This is a genomic window from Massilia aquatica (assembly GCF_011682045.1).
GTDB classification, from domain to species: domain Bacteria; phylum Pseudomonadota; class Gammaproteobacteria; order Burkholderiales; family Burkholderiaceae_D; genus Telluria_A; species Telluria_A aquatica.
The window spans coordinates 107,128-125,611 of the sequence record NZ_VVIW01000011.1 but is presented as its reverse complement, the minus strand read 5'-3'; the positions used below and the strand labels follow the sequence as shown (position 1 = coordinate 125,611).

General features: G+C 68.6%; 12 protein-coding genes and 1 pseudogene. 11 read left to right on the top strand and 2 right to left on the bottom strand.

Annotated features, from left to right (window positions below):
* Nucleotides 1-2: 2 nt before the first annotated feature.
* Nucleotides 3-1,382, bottom strand: a complete 1,380-nt coding sequence (locus F1609_RS19125) for an HD-GYP domain-containing protein (protein WP_167078097.1) — start codon at nucleotides 1,380-1,382, stop codon at nucleotides 3-5.
* A gap of 176 nt (nucleotides 1,383-1,558) precedes the next feature.
* Here F1609_RS19125 and F1609_RS19120 point away from each other — a divergent pair, with 176 nt between their 5' ends.
* The 9 genes from F1609_RS19120 to F1609_RS19080 all read left to right on the top strand — a co-directional run bounded on the left by F1609_RS19120 (nucleotide 1,559) and on the right by F1609_RS19080 (nucleotide 15,920).
* Complete coding sequence (locus F1609_RS19120) at nucleotides 1,559-2,152, top strand: glutathione peroxidase (RefSeq protein WP_167078095.1); 594 nt, start codon at nucleotides 1,559-1,561, stop codon at nucleotides 2,150-2,152.
* A 158-nt stretch (nucleotides 2,153-2,310) separates the two neighbouring features.
* Nucleotides 2,311-2,595, top strand: a complete 285-nt coding sequence (locus F1609_RS19115; protein WP_167078093.1) for a DUF6916 family protein — start codon at nucleotides 2,311-2,313, stop codon at nucleotides 2,593-2,595.
* A 49-nt stretch (nucleotides 2,596-2,644) separates the two neighbouring features.
* Nucleotides 2,645-3,157, top strand: coding sequence for a phage tail protein (locus tag F1609_RS19110; RefSeq protein ID WP_167078091.1), 513 nt, complete (start codon nucleotides 2,645-2,647; stop codon nucleotides 3,155-3,157).
* A gap of 18 nt (nucleotides 3,158-3,175) precedes the next feature.
* On the top strand, nucleotides 3,176-3,697 hold the full coding sequence (locus tag F1609_RS19105) for a phage tail protein (protein WP_167078089.1): 522 nt from the start codon (nucleotides 3,176-3,178) through the stop codon (nucleotides 3,695-3,697).
* Between the two features lie 14 nt (nucleotides 3,698-3,711).
* Nucleotides 3,712-4,236 (top strand): phage tail protein, encoded by a 525-nt coding sequence (locus F1609_RS19100; RefSeq protein WP_167078087.1) that lies wholly within the window; start codon nucleotides 3,712-3,714, stop codon nucleotides 4,234-4,236.
* A gap of 2 nt (nucleotides 4,237-4,238) precedes the next feature.
* On the top strand, nucleotides 4,239-4,751 hold the full coding sequence (locus tag F1609_RS19095; protein ID WP_167078085.1) for a GNAT family N-acetyltransferase: 513 nt from the start codon (nucleotides 4,239-4,241) through the stop codon (nucleotides 4,749-4,751).
* Entirely contained in the window at nucleotides 4,748-5,143 is a 396-nt protein-coding gene (locus F1609_RS19090; protein ID WP_167078083.1) for a DUF6916 family protein, read from the top strand. Before F1609_RS19095 ends, F1609_RS19090 begins: the two co-directional genes overlap by 4 nt.
* Nucleotides 5,144-5,221: 78 nt before the next feature.
* Nucleotides 5,222-14,155: a YDG domain-containing protein gene (locus F1609_RS19085; RefSeq protein WP_167078081.1), complete on the top strand. Its 8,934-nt coding sequence runs from the start codon at nucleotides 5,222-5,224 to the stop codon at nucleotides 14,153-14,155.
* Between the two features lie 4 nt (nucleotides 14,156-14,159).
* Nucleotides 14,160-15,920, top strand: coding sequence for a ShlB/FhaC/HecB family hemolysin secretion/activation protein (locus tag F1609_RS19080; protein ID WP_167078079.1), 1,761 nt, complete (start codon nucleotides 14,160-14,162; stop codon nucleotides 15,918-15,920).
* Between the two features lie 3 nt (nucleotides 15,921-15,923).
* Here the strand turns inward: F1609_RS19080 and F1609_RS19075 are convergent, their stop codons facing one another.
* Nucleotides 15,924-16,313, bottom strand: a complete 390-nt coding sequence (locus tag F1609_RS19075; protein ID WP_167078077.1) for a rhodanese-like domain-containing protein — start codon at nucleotides 16,311-16,313, stop codon at nucleotides 15,924-15,926.
* Nucleotides 16,314-16,407: 94 nt separating this feature from the next.
* Between F1609_RS19075 and ftrA the strand changes: the two are divergent.
* Together ftrA and F1609_RS19065 are read left to right on the top strand one after the other, a co-directional pair.
* Nucleotides 16,408-17,363: pseudogene (ftrA, locus tag F1609_RS19070) on the top strand (transcriptional regulator FtrA).
* 98 nt (nucleotides 17,364-17,461) lie between these two features.
* Nucleotides 17,462-18,394 carry a LysR family transcriptional regulator gene (locus F1609_RS19065; protein WP_167078075.1) on the top strand — a complete coding sequence of 311 codons (933 nt, stop codon included), beginning with the start codon at nucleotides 17,462-17,464 and terminating at the stop codon, nucleotides 18,392-18,394.
* The last annotated feature ends 90 nt before the right edge of the window (nucleotides 18,395-18,484 follow it).

Genomic DNA, 18,484 nt, shown 5'->3' with positions numbered 1-18,484 from the left:
CCTCAGGCCGCCCGCGCCGCCGGCATCGGCGCCGCGGCCGCTGTCTGCAACGGTGTTGTCGCCGCTGACGTGTCGCGTATCACCAGCGGTTCCGCCTGCGCGCCGTCGAGCAAGGCGATCAGTCCGGCCAGCATTGCGCGGTCGCTGGCCACGTCGGCCGTGTTCAGGGCCAGGTCGCGCGCAATGTCGCGCAGGCGCCAGGTGATTTCGCGCGTGGCCACGGCCTTTTCGAATTGCAGGGTGCCGTCGTCGTGGTCGTGCAAGCCGTGGTTGTTCTTCAGATAGGCATCGAGCCCGGTGCTGATGAAGGCGCGCTCGATGTTGCGGATGCGCGCCAGCGCCCGCTGAATCAGGGCCCACACGCGCGGCGAACGTTCGGCATCGTCGCGCAGCATGTCCTGGCCGGCCTCGAGCGCATCGGCAATCCGGTGCCACAGCCGCGCAATTGCGGCGTCATCGCTCTCGTCCGGGCGCGAGGGGGCGATCGGACGGTTGGCCGGCTGCGTGCGCAAGGCATTCGAAATGGCCGACAAAAAATGGTGCGGATGCTCGCCCGGAATGATTTTCAGGGCCAGTTCGGCGCGCTCGAGCGGAAAATCCTTGTGCAGCACCCCGGCCAGCATTTCCGCCACCGACACCGCCAGCCCCGGTCCGCTGATCATGCCGCCGGCCGACTGGCGCGGATAGCCGGTGCCGTCGAGCCGTTCGTGGTGTTCCGACACCGCCCGCGCCACCGCTTGCGGATAGGTTGCGAGTTCGGTAATGAGCATCTGGCCGACGCGTGGATGGATCACCAGCGGCGCCCACTCGTGCGGCAGCAGGCGTTTGCCCGGCATCAGGTACGCCGGGTCGATGTACAGCTCGCCGATATCGTGCAGCAGGCCCGCCAGGCCGGCCGCCATCTGCTCGTCGTTCGACAGCTCCATCTTTTTCGCCATGCCGATCGACAGCAGGCTGACGGTCACGCTGTGTTCCAGCGCGCGCGGACCGTCGCGGTCGGTCAGGGTGAGCATCAAGCGCATGGCCTGGCCCAGCTGCATGTTCGCCAGCAAGGTCTGCGGCGAAATCCCGCGCCCCGCGTTGCGCCCGAGGATGCGGTTGACCGGCACGCTGGTGTCGAGAATGCGCTTGGCGGTCTCGAGAATCAGGTCGTTGTCGGTGCCGCCTTCGGCGCTCAGCGACGATTCCAGCGTCTTGCTGAGCTTGTGCCCACCAAGGGTATGCTGCTGGGCCCGGGTCAGCCTGGCGCCCTTGGCCACCAGCTTCATGCCCCGGATGTCGACGATGTCTTCACTGGCCGCGACATCCATCACCTCGGTCAGTTTCATTAATTTGTTCAGGTAGTGCTGGTTGACAGTGGTGTTCAGGCTGGTACGCGGCATGGCTGGCTCCGTAAAGATGCACACATGATACCTAGTATTTCCTAGAAGTATCATTCTAAGTATCAAATATTTGCTGCTTTTTTTGGCAAGGTAGCCGTTCCGTCTATCGCCGCGCCGCTTGCACAGGCGAATTGACATAGAATGAAGTTCCCATTCCCCACCGCATGGAAACGACAATGTTCAAGATTTCGGCACTTCTTCTCGCGGGCCTGTCCGCTGTTGTATTGACCAGCATTCCGGCGCATGCCCAAGCCCCGGCCGCCGCCGCCCCGGCAGCGGCCCCGGCCAGCTGCCCCGCCGTGCTCAAGCACAGCTTCAAGCGCCTGCAGGATGACGTGCCGCAGGACCTGTGCCAGTACGCCGGTAAGGTTGTGCTGGTGGTCAACACCGCCAGCTATTGCGGCTACACCACCCAGTACGAAGGGCTGGAAAAGCTGTACGCCAAATACGGCAGCAAGGGCCTGGTCGTGCTGGGCTTTCCGTCGAACGACTTCGGCAAGCAGGAACCGGGCAGCGCCAAGGAAATTGCCGACCTCTGCTACAACACCTATGGCGTCAAGTTCCCCATGTTCGCCAAGACCGTGGTCAGCGGCGCCAATCCCAACCCCTTGCACGCGAGCCTGATCAAGTCCACCGGCAAGGAGCCGAAATGGAACTTCACCAAATACCTGATCGACCGCAACGGCAAGGTCATCGAACACTATCCGAGCAAGGTCACCCCGGAAGACAAGCAGCTGGTCGGCAAGATCGAGCAAGCCCTCGGCGGATAAGTGCTGTCCCACACAGGGGGGCCCGTAGGGCCCGTAGGGCAGGCTGCGCGCCTGCCCTGGAATGTGTGTCTTGCCCACAACGCATAACCATTAATCAGTTTCCCAAAAGACATTAAAGATACTAAAATAGAACTCTCGCTCTATTGCCGGTCTTTCCGATGCTCCCCACTCTCGATTACGCGTTCTTCGCAGAACGTCTGAACGGCTTTTTTGCCGTGGCCGGCCACGACGGCGTCACCCTTGCCCTGACCGAGGTCGACCGGCCCGCGCATCAGCCAGCCGGGGGCAACAGCTTTGCGCTGCTGTTTCGCGGCCCGGCCCAGCCCGCGCTGGAGCAGATGACCTACATGTTGGACATCCCCGGCAGCGCAACGTTCCCCCTGTTTATCGTCCCGGTCGGCTGCGACCAGGACGGCATGCAGTACCAGGCAATTTTCAACTAAATTCGCGCGCGCCCGCAGGCGGCGCCAAGCGACTGGCAAGGAGCCGACCATGAGTGAACCGTTTTTCGCCGAAATCCGGATGATGTCGTTCAACTTCCCGCCCAAGGGCTGGGCAGTGTGCAACGGCCAATTACTGCCTATCAACCAGAACCAGGCCCTGTTCTCCCTGCTCGGGACCCAGTACGGCGGCAACGGCCAGACCAACTTCGCCTTGCCTGACCTGCGCGGCCGGGTGCCGGTGCACACGGGCGCTGTGAGCGGCCCGCCGGGCAGCACCGGCGGCCAGGAAACGGTCACGCTCGCGCCATCCCAGCTGCCCGTCCACGCCCACGCGCTCAATGCCACCACCGCCCTGGCCACCAGCGGCTCGCCGGCGAACGCCCTGGCGGGCAAGAAGGGCCGTCTCGGGCGCGACCTGTTCGCCGCCCCGGCCAATCAGGTGGCGCTGAACGAGAATACCGTGACGCCGCGCGGCGGTTCGCAGGCGCATTCCAACATGCAGCCTTTCCTGACGGTCAATTTCGTGATTGCCCTGCAGGGCATATTCCCCAGCCCAAACTGAATAACAAGGACCTACGCGATGGCACAACCTTATGTCGGCGAAATCCGCATGTTCGCAGGAACTTTTGCCCCGCTCGGCTGGGAATTCTGCAACGGCCAACTGTTGCAAATCTCTGAAAACGAGACCCTGTTCCAGCTGATCGGCAACACTTACGGCGGCGACGGCCAATCGACCTTCGCCATGCCCGACATGCGCGGGCGTGTTCCCCTGCACATGGGCAAGGGCGTCAGCGGCACCACCTACCAGTTGGCCGAAGCGGCCGGCGTCGAAACAGTGACCCTGGCCATACCGACCATCCCGGCCCACACGCACGCCGTCATGGCCTCGACCAGCGCCGCCAGTGCCGCCGTCAGCCCCGCCACGGGCGTGCCCGGCAACACCGGCGGCACCCCCGTGTACGGCCTGAACGGTCAAAACGCGCCGATGGCCGCGGGCGCCATCGGCAGCCAGGGCGGATCGCAGCCGCACAACAATATGGGGCCCTACCTGGGAATCCATTTCATCATTTCCCTGTTCGGCATTTTTCCCAGCCAGACCTAACGGACATCATCGCCATGGCAGACCCATTCCTTGCTGAAATACGCATTTTCCCTTTCAACTTCGTGCCCAGAGGCTGGGCCGCCTGCAATGGCCAGCTGATGCCGCTGTCGCAAAACACGGCCCTGTTCTCGCTGCTCGGCACCGCCTACGGCGGCGATGGCAAAAGCACCTTCGCGCTGCCCAACCTGGCCGACCGCTCGCCGCTGCATCCGGGCGCCGGCCCCGGCTTGTCCCAGCGCGATCTTGGCGAGCCGGGCGGGGTGCACGAAGTCGCGCTGACCATCGCCGAGATGCCCGCGCACCAGCACGATCTGCACCACGCCGGCAGCGCCGCCACCACCGCCACGCCCGGCATGACGGTCTCGTTCGGCCATGCCGGCGTGGCGCAGATCTATGCGAGCGCCGCCGCTACCTTGACGCCGCTGGCGCCGGCCGCGCTGTCAAGCGCCGGCGCCGGCCAGCCGCACGAGAACCGCCAGCCCTTTCTTGCATTGAATTTTTGCATCGCGCTGCAGGGCGTGTTCCCACAGCGCCCGTGAGGATGAAGCCGACACTGCGCCCGCTGCGGGCCGCCGACCACGTCTTCCTGCGCAGCGTGTACGCGGCCGCGCGCGCCCGCGACATCGCCCGCTCCGGGTGGGACGTGGCCACCGCCGACGCCTACGTGCGCATGCAGTTCGACGCCCAGCACGGCTTTTACCGCAAGCGCTATCCGGCCGGCCACTTCGATCTCGTGCTCGATGGCGACATTTCGGTCGGCCGCCTGTACGTGGCGCGCGAAACGCAGCGCATCCATGTGATCGAGATCGGCATGCTGCCGGCCTACCGCAACCGCGGCGCCGGCAGTGCGCTGCTGGGCGCCTTGCAGCGCGAAGCGGGCGCGCGCGGCGCGGCCGTCACCACCCACGTCGAATCGAACAACCGCGCCATGGCGCTGTACCGGCGCTTCGGTTTTCGCGAGATCGGCAGCGCCGGCTTTCACCGCCTCATGGAATGGCGCGCCGACGCGCCCTCCGCACCACCCACCCCGACCAGTAAAGACCACACAGCATGAAACGACGCGACATACTCAGGGCCGGCGCCAGCTCGCTCGCTTTTGCCGGCATGATGGGCGCGGCCGCGCCGCAGGCCGCCGCCTCCGCCGCCACGCCCTTCGCGTGGAGCCACGCCAGCGCGCTGGCGCTGGTCGGCCAGCAGTTCTGGCTGAACCACCCCGAGCTGCGCGCCATCGGCATCACCCTGGCCGAGGTGCAAACGCCGGCCACGCAGGACGATCCGCGCCTGCGCCAGTTCTCGCTGGTCTTTGCCAGCGACGGCGCGCGTTTTGCGGCCGGCACCTACGAGATCGACCATGCCACCCTGGGCCGCTTCCTGCTGTTCGTCGCCCCTGCCGGCAACGCCGCCGGCGCGCCGCGCTACCGCGCCGATTTCAGCCTGATGGCCTGAACACCCGCGCAGTCTCCCAGACCACGGCGCGCACCGGCGCGCCGGCTTCCACTTTCGCCCCAATACACGGATCCACCCATGCACAAGCACGCCTCCGCCAACCGTTTCTACCGCCTCGTCTGGAGCCATGTGCATGCCTGCTGGGTCGCCGTGGCCGAAGGCGCGCGCGGACGCGGCAAGGGTGGCCGGCGCAATCTGGTCAGCCTGATGCTGGGCGCCGCCGTGGCGGCCAACGCCGCCGCCGCCCCGCCGCTGATCGATAGCGCGCTGCCGGCCGGCGCGCAGCTCGTCGCCGGCCAGGCCGCCGTGAGCACCAACGGCGCGGCCATGACCGTCACCCAGGGCAGCGCCCAGGCCATCCTCAACTGGCAAAGCTTCGACATCGGCAGCAAGGCCGAGGTCCGCTTCGACCAGCCCTCGGCCAGCGCGGTGGCGCTCAATCGCGTGGTCGGCAGCGACCCCTCGCGCATCTACGGCAAGCTCTCGTCCAACGGCCAGGTGTTCCTGCTGAACCAGCAGGGCGTGCTGTTCGGCGCCGGCGCGCAAGTCAACGTGGGCGGCCTGGTGGCGTCGAGCCTGGGCCTGTCGGACCAGGACTTCCTCGACCGGCGTTACGAATTTTCCGCCGCCGGCACGCCCGGCGCGGTGCGCAACGACGGCAGCATCCGCACCGCCAATGGCGGTTACGTCGCGCTGATCGCGCCCACGGTGGCCAACAGCGGCAGCATCGGCGCGGCGGGCGGCAGCGCCGTGCTGGCAGCCGGCAGCCAGGTCGGCCTCGACCTGCGCGGCGACGGCCTGATCACCGTGCGCGTGGCCCGCTCCGCGCTCGACGCCGTGCTGACCAACAATGGACTGGTGCAGGCCGACGGCGGCCAGGTGGTGCTCAGCGCCGCCGCCGCCGACGCGCTGGCGCGTTCGTCCGTCAACAACGCCGGCCTGGTGCAGGCGCGCGGCTTTGCCGGCGACGGCGGCAGCATCCGCCTGAGCGGCGACACCATCCACGCGGGCGCGCTCGACGCCTCCTCCGGCGCGGCTGCGGGCGGACGCATTGCGATCGATGGCGGCGCGGTCGCACTCGACGGCGCCATCAACGCCGACGGCGCCACCGGCGGCACGGTCAAGGTGGACGCGCGCGCCAACCTGTCGGCGGCGGCGGCGAGCAGCGCGCAAGGCCGCGGCGGCAATGGCGGCAGCATCGGCTACCGCGCCGGCGCCGCGCTGGTTGAGACCAGCAGCGCCTCGACCAACGCCGGCGGCGCCGCCGATGGCGGCAGCATCAGCATCCACGGTGGCGCTGGCGTGATCTCGTCCGCCACCCACGCTGCCCGCGCCGGCGACGGCATCGGCGGGCGCATCGACCTCTCCGGCGCCGACGTGCGCCTGCTTGGCGCCACGCTCGACGCCTCCGGTACAAGCCAAGGCGGCTTGGTGCGCGTGGGCGGCGCCTTCCAGGGCGGCAGCGAGCGCGCCGACGCGCCCGACCTGGCGCGCTTCACGCAGCGCTGGGGCCAGCGCGCCCCGATCGCCTCGGCCCAGCAAACCTTCATCAACGATTCCACCAGCATCAAGGTGGCGGCCAGCGGCGCGCAAGGGCAGGGCGGCACGGCGGTGGTGTGGTCGGACCAGCAGACCACCATGCTCGGTAAGGTCAACGCGACCGGCGCGGCGGCCGGCGGCACGGTCGAAATCTCGGGCAAGGAAGACTTGCGCCACGTCGGCCTGGAGCACCTCGACATCGGCGCCGGCGGCCAGCTGCTGCTCGACCCGAAGAACATCACCATCGGCAGCTATCCGCTGGTCTGGACCTACCAGGCGATCCTGGGCCAGGGCTACAGCGGCGGCAAGAACAAGGACGTGGCCAGCCTGGCCTCGGGCGACGGCTTTGGCTTCAGTGTTGCCCTCAACGAAGCCGGCGACCGCCTGGCCGTGGGCGCCCCCTTCGACAAGGGCATCGACGGCTTGGGCAGCGCCAAGGGGGCGGTGCGCCTGTTCAGCTTCAGCGACAATAACTTTTCCAACGCGACCCTGGAAGGCACCATCGGCGCCGGCTACACCGGCGGCAAGAACCTGGACCTGGCGCTGGCCGACGGCGCCCAGTTCGGGACCTCGCTGGCCATGAACCACGATGCCTCGCTGCTGGGCGCCGGCGCCTTTGGCGACGGCAGCAACGGGTCGGTGCGCCTGTTCAATTTTGGCAGTCACTTTGCCGCCCCCACTGTCAAGCAAACGCTGACCGCCACCGACACCGGCAAGCCGGCCTTGGGCTTCGGCGCGGCGGTCGGCATGAATCGCGACGGTACCCGCATCGGCATCGGCGCCCTGTACGACCAGGGCGCGCAAAACGACTGCGCCAACTGCGGCGCCGTCTACGTCTTCGACAAGGGCGCCACCACGATGGCGCTGGCCGGCGTGTTCGGCCAGGGCGCCGGCGTGAGCCTGGCGACGGACCAGCAGTTCGGCAGCGCGGTCGCCTTCGACAACAGCGGCAGCCTGATGGCCGTGGGCGCGCTCGGCACCGGCAGCGGCAAGGGCGCGGTGTACCTGTTCAGCGGCGTCGGCGCCGCCAACGCACTGGAAGGGCGCATCGGCGCCGGCGTCAACGGCGCCAAGGATCTGGCCCTGACGCTGCGCGAGAACGACTTGTTCGGCTCCTCGGTAGCGCTGTCGGGCGACGGCAAGCGCCTGGCCATCGGCGCCACCGGCGACGGCGGCTTCGGCGCCGTGACCGGTGGTCCGGGCAGCGTGCGCATCGTCGATTTCGGCGGCGCCAGCTTTGCCGCGCCCGCCGTCTCCGCCACGCTGGGACGCGACTACACGGTCGGCGCCAACGGCGACCTGAATCTGGGCGACGGCGACAACTTCGGCTTCGCGGCCGCGCTGAACCGGGCCGGAGACCGCCTGGTGGTCGGCGCACCGTACGCCAACTCGGCCGACGGCAGCGTGCCAGAAACCGGCGCGGTACATGCCTTTGCGCTGCTGCCGCCGCCATCGAGCAGCAACGTGCCGTTCACTTCCGTCAAGCCCAAGCCGGGCCTGGACGTGACGATCGACGCGCCGACCCTGCTCGCCACGCTCGACGCGGGCGTATCGATCACCCTGCAGGCGAATAACGACATCAAGCTGCTGGCCGGGAATCCCCTGATCATCAGCAATGCGACCACCGGCAACGGCGCGCTGACCTTGCAGGCCGGGCGCAGCGTCACCCTCGATTCGAGCATCAGCACCGGCAACGCCAACCTGACCGTGCTCGCCAACGCCAGCGCCGGCGCCGACCCCGCCTTGCGCGATAGCGGCAATGCCGCCATCACCACTGCCGCCGGCACGGTCATCGACGCCGGCAGCGGCAGCATCGGCATGACGCTGGGTGGCACCAGCATCGGCGCCATCTCGGTTGGCGGCACGGTCACCGGGTCCACGGTCAAGCTGGTCAACCAGGGCCTGGCAAGCAGCACGGTGACGCTGCTCGGCAGCGGCAGCGTGACCGGCACCGGCAGCGGCAGCGCCCTCGAAATCGCCGCCGTCAACGGCACGTTCTCGAATCAGAACGGCGCGAGCGGCATCGGCGCGCCATCCGGCCGCTACCTGGTGTATTCCACCAGCCCGGTGACCACGCTCGAAGGCGCCAGCGGCTACGACAAGCACTACAACCAGGCATACGTGGCCGGCAGCACGCCCGCGTATGCCGGCAGCGGCAACTGGTTCCTGTATTCGGTCGCGCCCGCGCTCAACCTGAGCGCCAACGCCGCCTCCCGCGTCTACGACGGCAGCGCCGCCGTGCCCACGCTGACCTATGGCGCCACCGGCTTCATTGATAACGACAGCATCGCCAGCGGCTTTACCGGCGCGCTGTCGGCCGCCGGCGCCGGCAAGAACGTCGGCACCTACGCCATCGGCGCCGGCAGCCTGGCCAGTGCGCTCGGCTACACCCTGAACTACACGGGCGCCAATTACACGGTGACCCCGGCCACCCTGAACGTGAGCGCGAGCGGCGTCGACAAGGTCTACGACCGAACCACCGGCGCCACCGTCAACTTCAGCGGCAACAAGATCGGCGGCGACGCCGTCAACATCGGCGGCACCGGCGTCTTCGCCGACAAGAATGCCGGTGTCGGCAAAACCATCAACCTCAGTGGCATTGCGCTGTCCGGGGCCGACGCCGCCAACTACACCCTGGGAACGGCGCCGGCGACCACCAGCGCCACCATTACGCCGTTCGCCCTGACCGCCAGCGCCACCGGCAACAACCGCGTCTACGACGGCGGCACAGCCGCCAGCGCGACCGTGAGCGGCAACGTCATCGCCGGCGACAGCGTGGCCTTCGCCAGCACCGGCGCCGCTTTCGCCGACAAGAACGCCGGCAACGCCAAAACCATCACCGTCAGCGGCATCGGCATCGGCGGGCCGGACGCCGCCAACTACACGCTGGCGTCGAACAGCGCCACCACCAGCGCCAACATCGCGCCACGCAGCCTGCTGGTGACCGCTTCCGGTGGCGGCAAGGTCTACGACGGCACGGTGGCCACCAGCGTCGCGCTGGCCGACAACCGCATCGGCAGCGACGACCTGGCGCTCGGCGGCACGGCCAGCTTCGCCGACAAGAGCGCCGGCAACGGCAAGACCGTCACCGTCGGCGGCCTGGTCCTGTCGGGCACGGATGCTGGCAACTACACGCTGGCGTCGCCCACGGCCACCACCACCGCCAGCATCACCCCGCGCACGCTGACGGTTAGCGCCACCGGCGTCGACAAGGAGTACGACCGTACCAGCGCCGCCACGGTCAGCCTGGCGGACGACCGCGTGGCCGGCGACGCGCTAACGCTCGCGCGTAGCGCCACCTTCGGCGACGTCAACGCCGGCACCGGCAAGACTGTCAGCGTCAGCGCCATCGCGCTGTCCGGCAACGACGCCGGCAACTACACCCTGGCCGGGACGACTGCCACCACCAGCGCCGCCATCACCCCGCGCCTGCTGACCGCCACCCTGGCTGGCGCCAACAAGGTCTACGACGGCAGCACCGCCACCACAGCCACCCTGAGCGACAACCGCATCGCTGGCGACACCTTGACGGTTACCGGCGGCGCTGCCGCCTTCCTCGACCAGAACGCCGGCACCGGCAAGACAGTCACCGCCAGCGGCATCACTCTCGGCGGCGCCAGCGCGGGCAACTACACGCTCGCCGCAGCCACTGCAAGCGGCAGCGCCGACATCACCCCGCGCGCACTCGTGACCACGGCCAGCGCCACCAGCAAGATCTACGATGGCAGCGTGGCGGCGGGCGTGACCTTTACCGACAACCGCATTGCCGACGACGTGTTCACGGTTTCCGGCAGCGGCGCGTTTGGCGACCGCAATGCCGGCACCGGCAAGGCGGTTGCGGTGACCGGCATCGCGCTCTCCGGTCTCGACGCGGGCAACTACAGCCTGGCATCGACCAGCGCGGCGGCCAGCGCCGATATCACCCCGCGCAGCCTCGCCGCCAACGCGGCCGGCGTCAACAAAGTCTACGACGGCAGCACCGCCGCCACGGTCACCATGGGCGACAACCGCATTAGCGGCGACCTTGTCACGCTGGGCTACAGCGGCGCGGCCTTCGCCGACAAGAACGCCGGCAGCGGCAAGACCATCAACATCACCGGCGTGAGTATGAGCGGCGCGCACGCGGGCAACTACACACTCGACGCCACCAGCGCCAGCGCCACGGCGAACATCACGCCGCGGCCGCTGAACGTCTCGGCCGCCGGCGCGAGCAAGGTATACGACGGCAGCAATGCCGCCAGCGTGACGCTGGGCGACGATCATCTGCCAGGCGATGTGGTGAGCGTCTCCGGCCTGGCCACCTTCGCCGACAAGAACGCCGGCGCCGGCAAGACCGTCACGGTCACGGGCTTCGCTCTCACCGGGCCTGACGCGGTCAACTACGCCGCGGCCTCTGGCAGCGCCACCGGCAGCGGCAGCATCACCCCGCGCGCACTGGCCTTTACTGCCTCCGGCATCGACAAGCAGTACGACGGCACCATCGCCGCCACGGCCAGCTTCAGCGACGACCGCGTGGCGAACGACCAGCTGACCGTGGCCGGCAACGCCCTGTTCGACACCAAGGCGGTCGGCAGCGGCAAGGCCGTTGCCATCAGCGGCATCGCGCTCGCCGGCGAGGATGCGGGCAACTATACGATTGCCGGCACCACCGCCAGCACCAGCGCCGCCATCACCCCGCGCACCCTGGCGCCGACCGTCACCGGCTTGAGCAAGACCTACGACGGCTCCACCGGCGCCAGCGTGGTCCTGGTGGCCAACCAGATCGCCGGTGAAGCGGTGATCCTGTCGAGCAGTGGCGCCAGCTTCACCGACAAGAACGCCGGCACCGGCAAGACCATCAACGTGGGCGGCCTGTCCATGAGCGGCGCCGACGCCGGCAACTACACGCTGGCCGCCACCAGCACCACCGCCACGGCCAACATCGTGCCGCGCGCGCTCGCTTTTAGCGCCACCGGCGTCGACCGCGCCTACGACGGCACCCTGGCCGCCGCCATCACCTACAGCGGCAACCACCTCGCTGGCGACAACGTCAGCTACACCCAGAACGCCAGCTTCGCCGACAAGAACGTCGGCGCCGGCAAGACGGTGACGGTGAGCGGCATTGCGCTGGCGGGCCCTGATGCGGGCAACTACACGCTCGCCTCGACCAGCGCCACCACCAGCGCCAGCATCACGCCGCGCGTCCTGACCCCGGTACTGGTCGGCGCCAGCAAGACCTACGACGGCACCACCGTCGCCACGCTCACGCTGGACAACGACCGCCTCGCCGGCGACGTGCTGGCGCTGACCAGCACCGGCGCAGCCTTTACCGACAAGAACGCGGGCGTGGCAAAGCCGCTCACGGTCACCGGCCTGGCGCTGTCCGGCGCGGGCGCGGGCAACTACACGCTGGCCTCGACCGCCTATACCGGCAGCGCAGACATCGCCCCGCGCGCGCTCGTCACCACCGCCACCGGCGTGAACAAGGTCTACGACGGCACCCTGGCGGCCGCGCTCACGCTGGGTGACAACCGCCTGGCGGGCGACGTCCTCGTCGTCAACGCGGGCAATGCCGCCTTCAGTGACAAAAACGTCGGCAGCGCCAAGGCGATTACGGCCGGCGGCATGACCCTGTCGGGCGCGGACGCGGGCAACTACACGCTGACGTCGAACAGCGCAAGCGCCACCGCCAGCATCACGCCGCGCGCACTGAATGTGAGCATCGGCGGTGCGGTCAAGGTCTACGACGGCACCACTGCGGCCGGTTCGGCCCTTGGCGACGACCGCATCGCTGGCGACGCGCTGTCGCTGGCCGGCAGCGTTGCGTTCTTCGTCGACAAAAACGTTGGCGTCAACAAGGCCATCGTGGTCGACAAGCTGGCGCTGTCCGGCGCCGATGCCGGCAACTACGTGCTGGCCGCGACCAGTACCAGCGGCACCGGTACGATTACCGCGCGTCCCTTGAATGTCACCGCCACGGCCGCTGGTAAAGTCTATGACGGCACCACGCTTGCCAGCGCCACCGTGGCCGGCGACCAGCTTGACGGCGATGGCTTGACCATTTCCAGCGGCACGGCCACCTTCGCCGACAAGAACGCCGGCAAGGGCAAGACGGTCAATGTCGCGGGCCTGACGATCGGCGGCCTTGACGCCGCTAACTACGCGCTGGTCTCCAGCAGCGCGACGGCGACGGCCGACATCACCCCGCGCGCCCTGAACGTGACGGTGGCGGGTGTGGACAAGGTCTACGACGGCACCATCGCCGCGCAGTTCACCATAGGCGACAACCGCATTAGCGGCGACACGCTGGCCTTCAATGCGCCGGGTGCGCGCTTCGCCGACAAGAACGCGGGCGTGGCCAAGGTTATCATGCTCGACGGCCTCTCTGTCGACGGCGTTGACGCGGCCAACTACACGCTGGCGACGCTTCAGCCGACCGCCACCGCCTCGATCACGCCGCGCGCGCTGACCGCCAGCCTGGCCGGCGTCATCAGCAAAGTCTATGACGGCGGCACCGGCGCCGTACTCGACGCCGGCGCAGTAACGCTGGGCGGTTTCGTGGCCGGCGAAGGCGCCAGTGTCAATGCAAGCAGCGGCACCTTCAACAGCGCCAACGTGCGCGATGCGTCGAGCGTGAGCGCGGTGATCAACGGCGCCAGCGCCACGGCAGGCACGCTGCTGTCGAACTACGTGCTGCCGGCCAGCGCCAGCGGCGCGGGAACGATTACACCGCGCACCGTCGCCGTGAGCGGCATGACGGTCGCTCCCAAGGTCTACGACGGCACCACGACGGCCACCTTGAGCAGTGCGGGATCGCTGTCGAACCTGGTGGCCGGCGAAGCGCTGACCTTGGCGGCGCCACGCAGCGCCAACTACGACAACCGCAGCGCCGGTAACGGCAAGCTGGTCACCGCGAGCGGCTTCACCCTGGTCGATGGCGCCAGCGGCCTGGCGTCCAACTACATGCTGGCCAGCGGCACGGCGAGCGTGAACACCGGCGTCATCACCCAGGCGCCGTTGACCATCAGGGCCGACGACAAGGTGCGCGCAAGCGGTGCGGCCAATCCGGCGTTTACCTTCAGCGCCAGCGGCTTCGTTGGAGGCGACGACAGCGCCTTGCTCGCCGGTCTGACGGCGGCCACCGGCGCGGACCGGCAGTCGCCGGCCGGCAGTTACACGATTACACCGGCGGGCGGCGTTTTCAAAGACTACCTGCCGCAGTATGTCGATGGCACCCTGACCGTGAATGGCGCCAGCAGCCAAGTCGACGCGATCATCGGATCGCTGGCCGCCGCCGGCCAGCGCCAGCAGAACGTGTTTGCGAACGCCGGTTTCAGCCCGTGGACCGTGGCCTGGACCGGTCCTGCGCCGGAACTGACGCCGCAGGCCGACGCCAGCGGCGCGCGCGGCGCCGAGGCCGGAACCAGCACCGTCACGCTCAGCGGCGGCACGGCCGTCACCATGCGCCGTGGCGGCGTGCGCACGGCGGAGTAACACCATGAACAATCTCAAATCGAATCATCCGCAACAAGGTAGCAACGTGAACAAACGCCTCACCACAGACAGCATCGCGCTCGCCATCCTGCTGGCGCCCGCCCTGGCCTTCGGGCAGGTCACGCCGGACGCCGGCCGCATCCTGGAATCGACCCGCCCGCCGGCGCTGATCGCGCCACCGGCGGCCGGCGTCAAGATGCTGCCCGATGCGGCGCCGCTGCCGGCCGCCGCGCAGGCGGGCGACCAGCGCGTGCAGGTCAACGGCTTCGTGTTCGCGGGCGTGAGCGCGTTTGCGGAAGCGGCCTTGCGCGAACTACTGGCGCCTTATGCCGGCCGCGCGCTGACGTTCGCGCAGCTGAACCAGGCCGCCGCCTCGGTCACGGCGTACTACCGCGCGCGCGGCTATTTCCTCGCCTCGGCTTACCTGCCGGCGCAGGATCTGGCGCAGGGCCAGGTGCGTTTGCAGGTGCTGGAAGGGCGCGCCTCAAACGTTCGCATCGTCGCGGACGCCTCGGTGCGGCTGGCGCCCGCGCTGGCGCGGCGCTACTTCGATGCCTACGTCGTGCCCGGTGCGCCGGTCAATGAAACGCAGCTCGAGCGCGCCCTGCTGCTGACGCAGGACCTGCCCGGCATCGGTGCGCGCGCGGAACTCGGCCCCGGCGCGGCGCTGGGCGAGAGCGCCATCGATATCGCCCTGAGCGAAGGGCCTCTGTTCAACGGCAACGCCGGCTTCGACAATTCCTCGAACCGCTACACCGGCCGCATGCGCGCGACCGGCGGTGTGAATGTGAACGACCTGGCCGGTAGCGGCTCGCAGCTGTCGCTGCAAGTGGCCAGCACCGGATCGGACTTCAACTACGCGCGCGTGGGCGCGGTGCTGCCGGTGGGCGCTGCGGGCACCCGCGTCGGCCTGGCGTATTCCGGCCTGCGCTACCGCTTGGGCGCCGATTTCGAATCCTTGCACGCGCGCGGCACGGCCAACGTGGCGCAGCTGCTGGTGATGCATCCGCTGCTGCGTTCGCGCTACACCAGCGTGCAGCTGCGCGGCGGTTTTGAGGACAAGCGCTTCGTCAACCGCGCCAACGGCGTGCAGACCAGCGACAAGCAGGTGCGGGTGCTGCCGCTGGCGGTGAGCATGAGCAGCCAGGACCAGCTCTACGGCGGTGGCTTGAGCAGCGCGCTGCTGGAAGTGACGCCCGGCCGGGTCGACCTGTCGGGCAACGCGGCTTCGCAGGCGGCGGATGCCGCCGGGCCGCGCAGCGAAGGCAGCTTCACGCGCGCGAACTACCAGCTGGGGCGGGTGCAGCGCATCGGCGGCGCAACGTCGCTCATGGGCAGCATCAGCGGGCAGCTGGCGTCGAAGAACCTGGAGGCGGGCGAGAAGATGTCGCTCGGCGGACCTGACCGCGTGCGCGCCTATCCGGCCGGCGAAGCCAGTGGCGACGAAGGCCATGTGCTGGCGCTCGAAGCGCGCTACGAGCTGCCGTCGTGGCAGGCCGACGTGGGTGCGTTCTTCGACTATGGCCATATCAAGCTCAATCGCGCGCTGTACCCGAATGCGCTGGCGGCCGGCGGACCGGGTAACAGCTACGACCTGAAAGGTGTTGGCGTCGGCATCAACTGGCGCGCGCCGGGCAATGTGAGCGTGCGCCTGCAGGTGGCCGGTAAAATCGGCAGCAACCCGGCGCGCAACGCCAGCGGCAAGGATGCCGACGGCAGCAGCTCGCGCACCCGCGCGTGGCTGCAGGTGGCGGCGTATTTCTAGGTGCTAGGCGGCAAGGGCGAAGCCTTCGTCCAGCCATCCGCTGATCCCGCCGGTCATCAGCTTGACCGGGCGCCCCAGCCGCGCCAGCCGGATCGCGGCGCGCGCCGCGCCGTTGCAGTGCGGTCCGGCGCAGTAGACCACGAACAGCGTCCCCTCGGGATAGCTGGCGAGGGTCGATCCGATGATCTTGCGATGCGCCAGATCGAGCGCGCCGGGCACGTGGCCGGCGCCGTATTTTTCGCTGCCGCGCACATCGAGCAACACAAAATCGGGGCTGCCGGACGCCAGCGCATCGTGCACATCCCAGCAATCGGTGTCGAACGCGAACTGCGCTTCAAAATGCGCCAGCGCGGCGGGAGAGGGGGCTGCTGCGACATCGCTTACTGCTGACATGGTCTGGCTCCTGATGGTGAAAGAGCCTTCATTATCGGCATCCATCCGGCCGCTGCTAAGTGGCGCGGAAGCCATTCTGCGTTAAGATCGTGCCATGAAAAACCATCTCGTCGTCGCCCTGGCCTACGATGGCCTGTGCACTTTCGAATTCGGCTGCACGGTCGAAGTGTTCGCGCTCGAGCGTCCGGAACTTGGCGTGGACTGGTACGGGTTCGCCGTGTGCGCGGCCGCACCGGGGCCGATCCGTGCCGCCGGCGGCATTGTTGTCAGCGCGCCGTACGCGCCGGCGCTGCTGGAGCGGGCCGATACCATCGTCATCCCCGGCTGGCGCAATGCCGATGAAGCGCCGCCGCCGGCCTTGCTGGCGCTGCTGCGCGCCGCCCATGCGCGCGGGGCGCGTTTGTGCTCGATCTGTTCCGGGGTCTTCGTGCTGGCGGCGGCCGGCGTGCTCGATGGCTTGCGCGCCACCACCCACTGGCGCTATGCCGACCGGCTGGCGCGCCGCTATCCGGCGATTCACGTGCTGCCGGACGACCTGTATGTGGACGCCGGGCAGGTCATCACCTCGGCCGGTTCGGCCGCCGGCATCGATATGCTGCTGCACCTGTGCGGCGCGATCACGGCGCGCGCATCGGCAACCTGGTGGCGCAGCGGCTGGTGGTGGCGCCGCACCGCGAAGGCGGGCAGGCGCAGTACCTGCCGCGCCCCATGGCGCACGACGAGAAGGGGCGCCTGACGCGCCTGATGGACTGGGTGCGCGTGCATCCGGCCGAGCCGCACACGGTGGCCAGCATGGCGCGGCAGGGGGCCATGAGCGCGCGCACCTTGCAGCGCCACTTCCACGACGCCACCGGTTTCGGCGCGCTGGAGTGGCTCATCCGCGAGCGCGTCGCCATCGTCAAGGACCTGCTCGAAAACCCGGCGCTGCCGCTGGCGCAGGTGGCCGAGCGCGCCGGCTTTGCGTCGGAGGCGTCGCTGCGCCATCACTTCCGCCGCCTGGCGGCCACCACGCCGGGCGCGTACCGGCGCCAGTTCGCGCGCGCCGCCTGAGCCGCCCGCCGGCAAGTATTGACGGCAAGGCGGTTTGGATGGCATGAAAAGTTTTACAATCCACGCCTGCGGCACGCCGCCATCCACCGCCTTACTTCATGAACAAATTCGTCGAAATGCAGTTGTTTGTCACCGTCGTCGACGCTGGCAGCATGTCCGAGGCGGCGCGCCGCCTGGGCACCACCAAATCCGTGGTGAGCGAACGCTTGCAGCAGCTCGAGCGCCGCCTGGGCGTGCCCTTGCTGGTGCGCGGCCGCAAAATGGGGATCACCGATCCCGGCCAGACCTTTTATGCGCATTGCGTGCGCATCCTGGCGCAGGTGTGCGAAGCGGAAGACGCCGTCCTCGACGCCCAGGCCAGCATGCGCGGCCAGTTGCGCGTGGCCGCGCCCATGGCGGCCAGCGTGCGCTATCTGGGCCCCATGCTGGCCCGCTTCGCCGCCATGTATCCGGATTTGCGCATGGAGATCGACCTGAGCGACCGCTACGTCAACATGCATGACGAAAACTACGACGTCGCCATCCGCATGGGCAACTTGCAGGACTCGACCCTGGTGGCCTGGCCGATCACCGTCAACCGCCACCTGATCTGCGCCAGCCCGGGCTACCTCGCCGGGCGCGGGATGCCGGCCGATCCGGCCGAGCTGTCCGCGCATGACGGCCTGTTGTACGGAAATCGCGAACCCCAGGGCACCTGGCAACTGCTGGTGAACGGGCAACTCGAATCGTTCCGCATCCGCAACCGCCTGTGCACCGATAGCGGCCACCAGTTGCTCGAAGCGACCAAGGCCGGACTGGGCCTGGCCATCCTGCCGACCTTTCTCGCGGCCGATCCGATTGCCGCCGGCGAGCTGCAAATCGTCCTGCCGGCCTGTTCGCCCTCGGGCGGGGTGGTCTCGGCGATCTACCGCCAGTCGCACCGGGCCTCGCCCAAGATCCGCACCCTGGTCAATTTCCTGGCCGAGCAGATCGGCGATCCGCCCGTGTGGGAACGGCCGATCCGGGCCGAGCTCGACGCCATCGGCACCTGACGTTCGGAAAACCCGAACCCGCGATTCGCTTTTAGTTGCCTTACGCTAATGTTGCAAACACTCTAATCTGCGCCCCGGTGGACCTGCCAC

Coding starts and splice junctions, on each gene's coding strand:
- F1609_RS19125 (WP_167078097.1), bottom strand. CDS start 1,382: ATGCCGCGTACCAGCCTGAACACCACTGTCAACCAGCACTACCTGAAC.
- F1609_RS19120 (WP_167078095.1), top strand. CDS start 1,559: ATGTTCAAGATTTCGGCACTTCTTCTCGCGGGCCTGTCCGCTGTTGTA.
- F1609_RS19115 (WP_167078093.1), top strand. CDS start 2,311: ATGCTCCCCACTCTCGATTACGCGTTCTTCGCAGAACGTCTGAACGGC.
- F1609_RS19110 (WP_167078091.1), top strand. CDS start 2,645: ATGAGTGAACCGTTTTTCGCCGAAATCCGGATGATGTCGTTCAACTTC.
- F1609_RS19105 (WP_167078089.1), top strand. CDS start 3,176: ATGGCACAACCTTATGTCGGCGAAATCCGCATGTTCGCAGGAACTTTT.
- F1609_RS19100 (WP_167078087.1), top strand. CDS start 3,712: ATGGCAGACCCATTCCTTGCTGAAATACGCATTTTCCCTTTCAACTTC.
- F1609_RS19095 (WP_167078085.1), top strand. CDS start 4,239: ATGAAGCCGACACTGCGCCCGCTGCGGGCCGCCGACCACGTCTTCCTG.
- F1609_RS19090 (WP_167078083.1), top strand. CDS start 4,748: ATGAAACGACGCGACATACTCAGGGCCGGCGCCAGCTCGCTCGCTTTT.
- F1609_RS19085 (WP_167078081.1), top strand. CDS start 5,222: ATGCACAAGCACGCCTCCGCCAACCGTTTCTACCGCCTCGTCTGGAGC.
- F1609_RS19080 (WP_167078079.1), top strand. CDS start 14,160: ATGAACAATCTCAAATCGAATCATCCGCAACAAGGTAGCAACGTGAAC.
- F1609_RS19075 (WP_167078077.1), bottom strand. CDS start 16,313: ATGTCAGCAGTAAGCGATGTCGCAGCAGCCCCCTCTCCCGCCGCGCTG.
- F1609_RS19065 (WP_167078075.1), top strand. CDS start 17,462: ATGAACAAATTCGTCGAAATGCAGTTGTTTGTCACCGTCGTCGACGCT.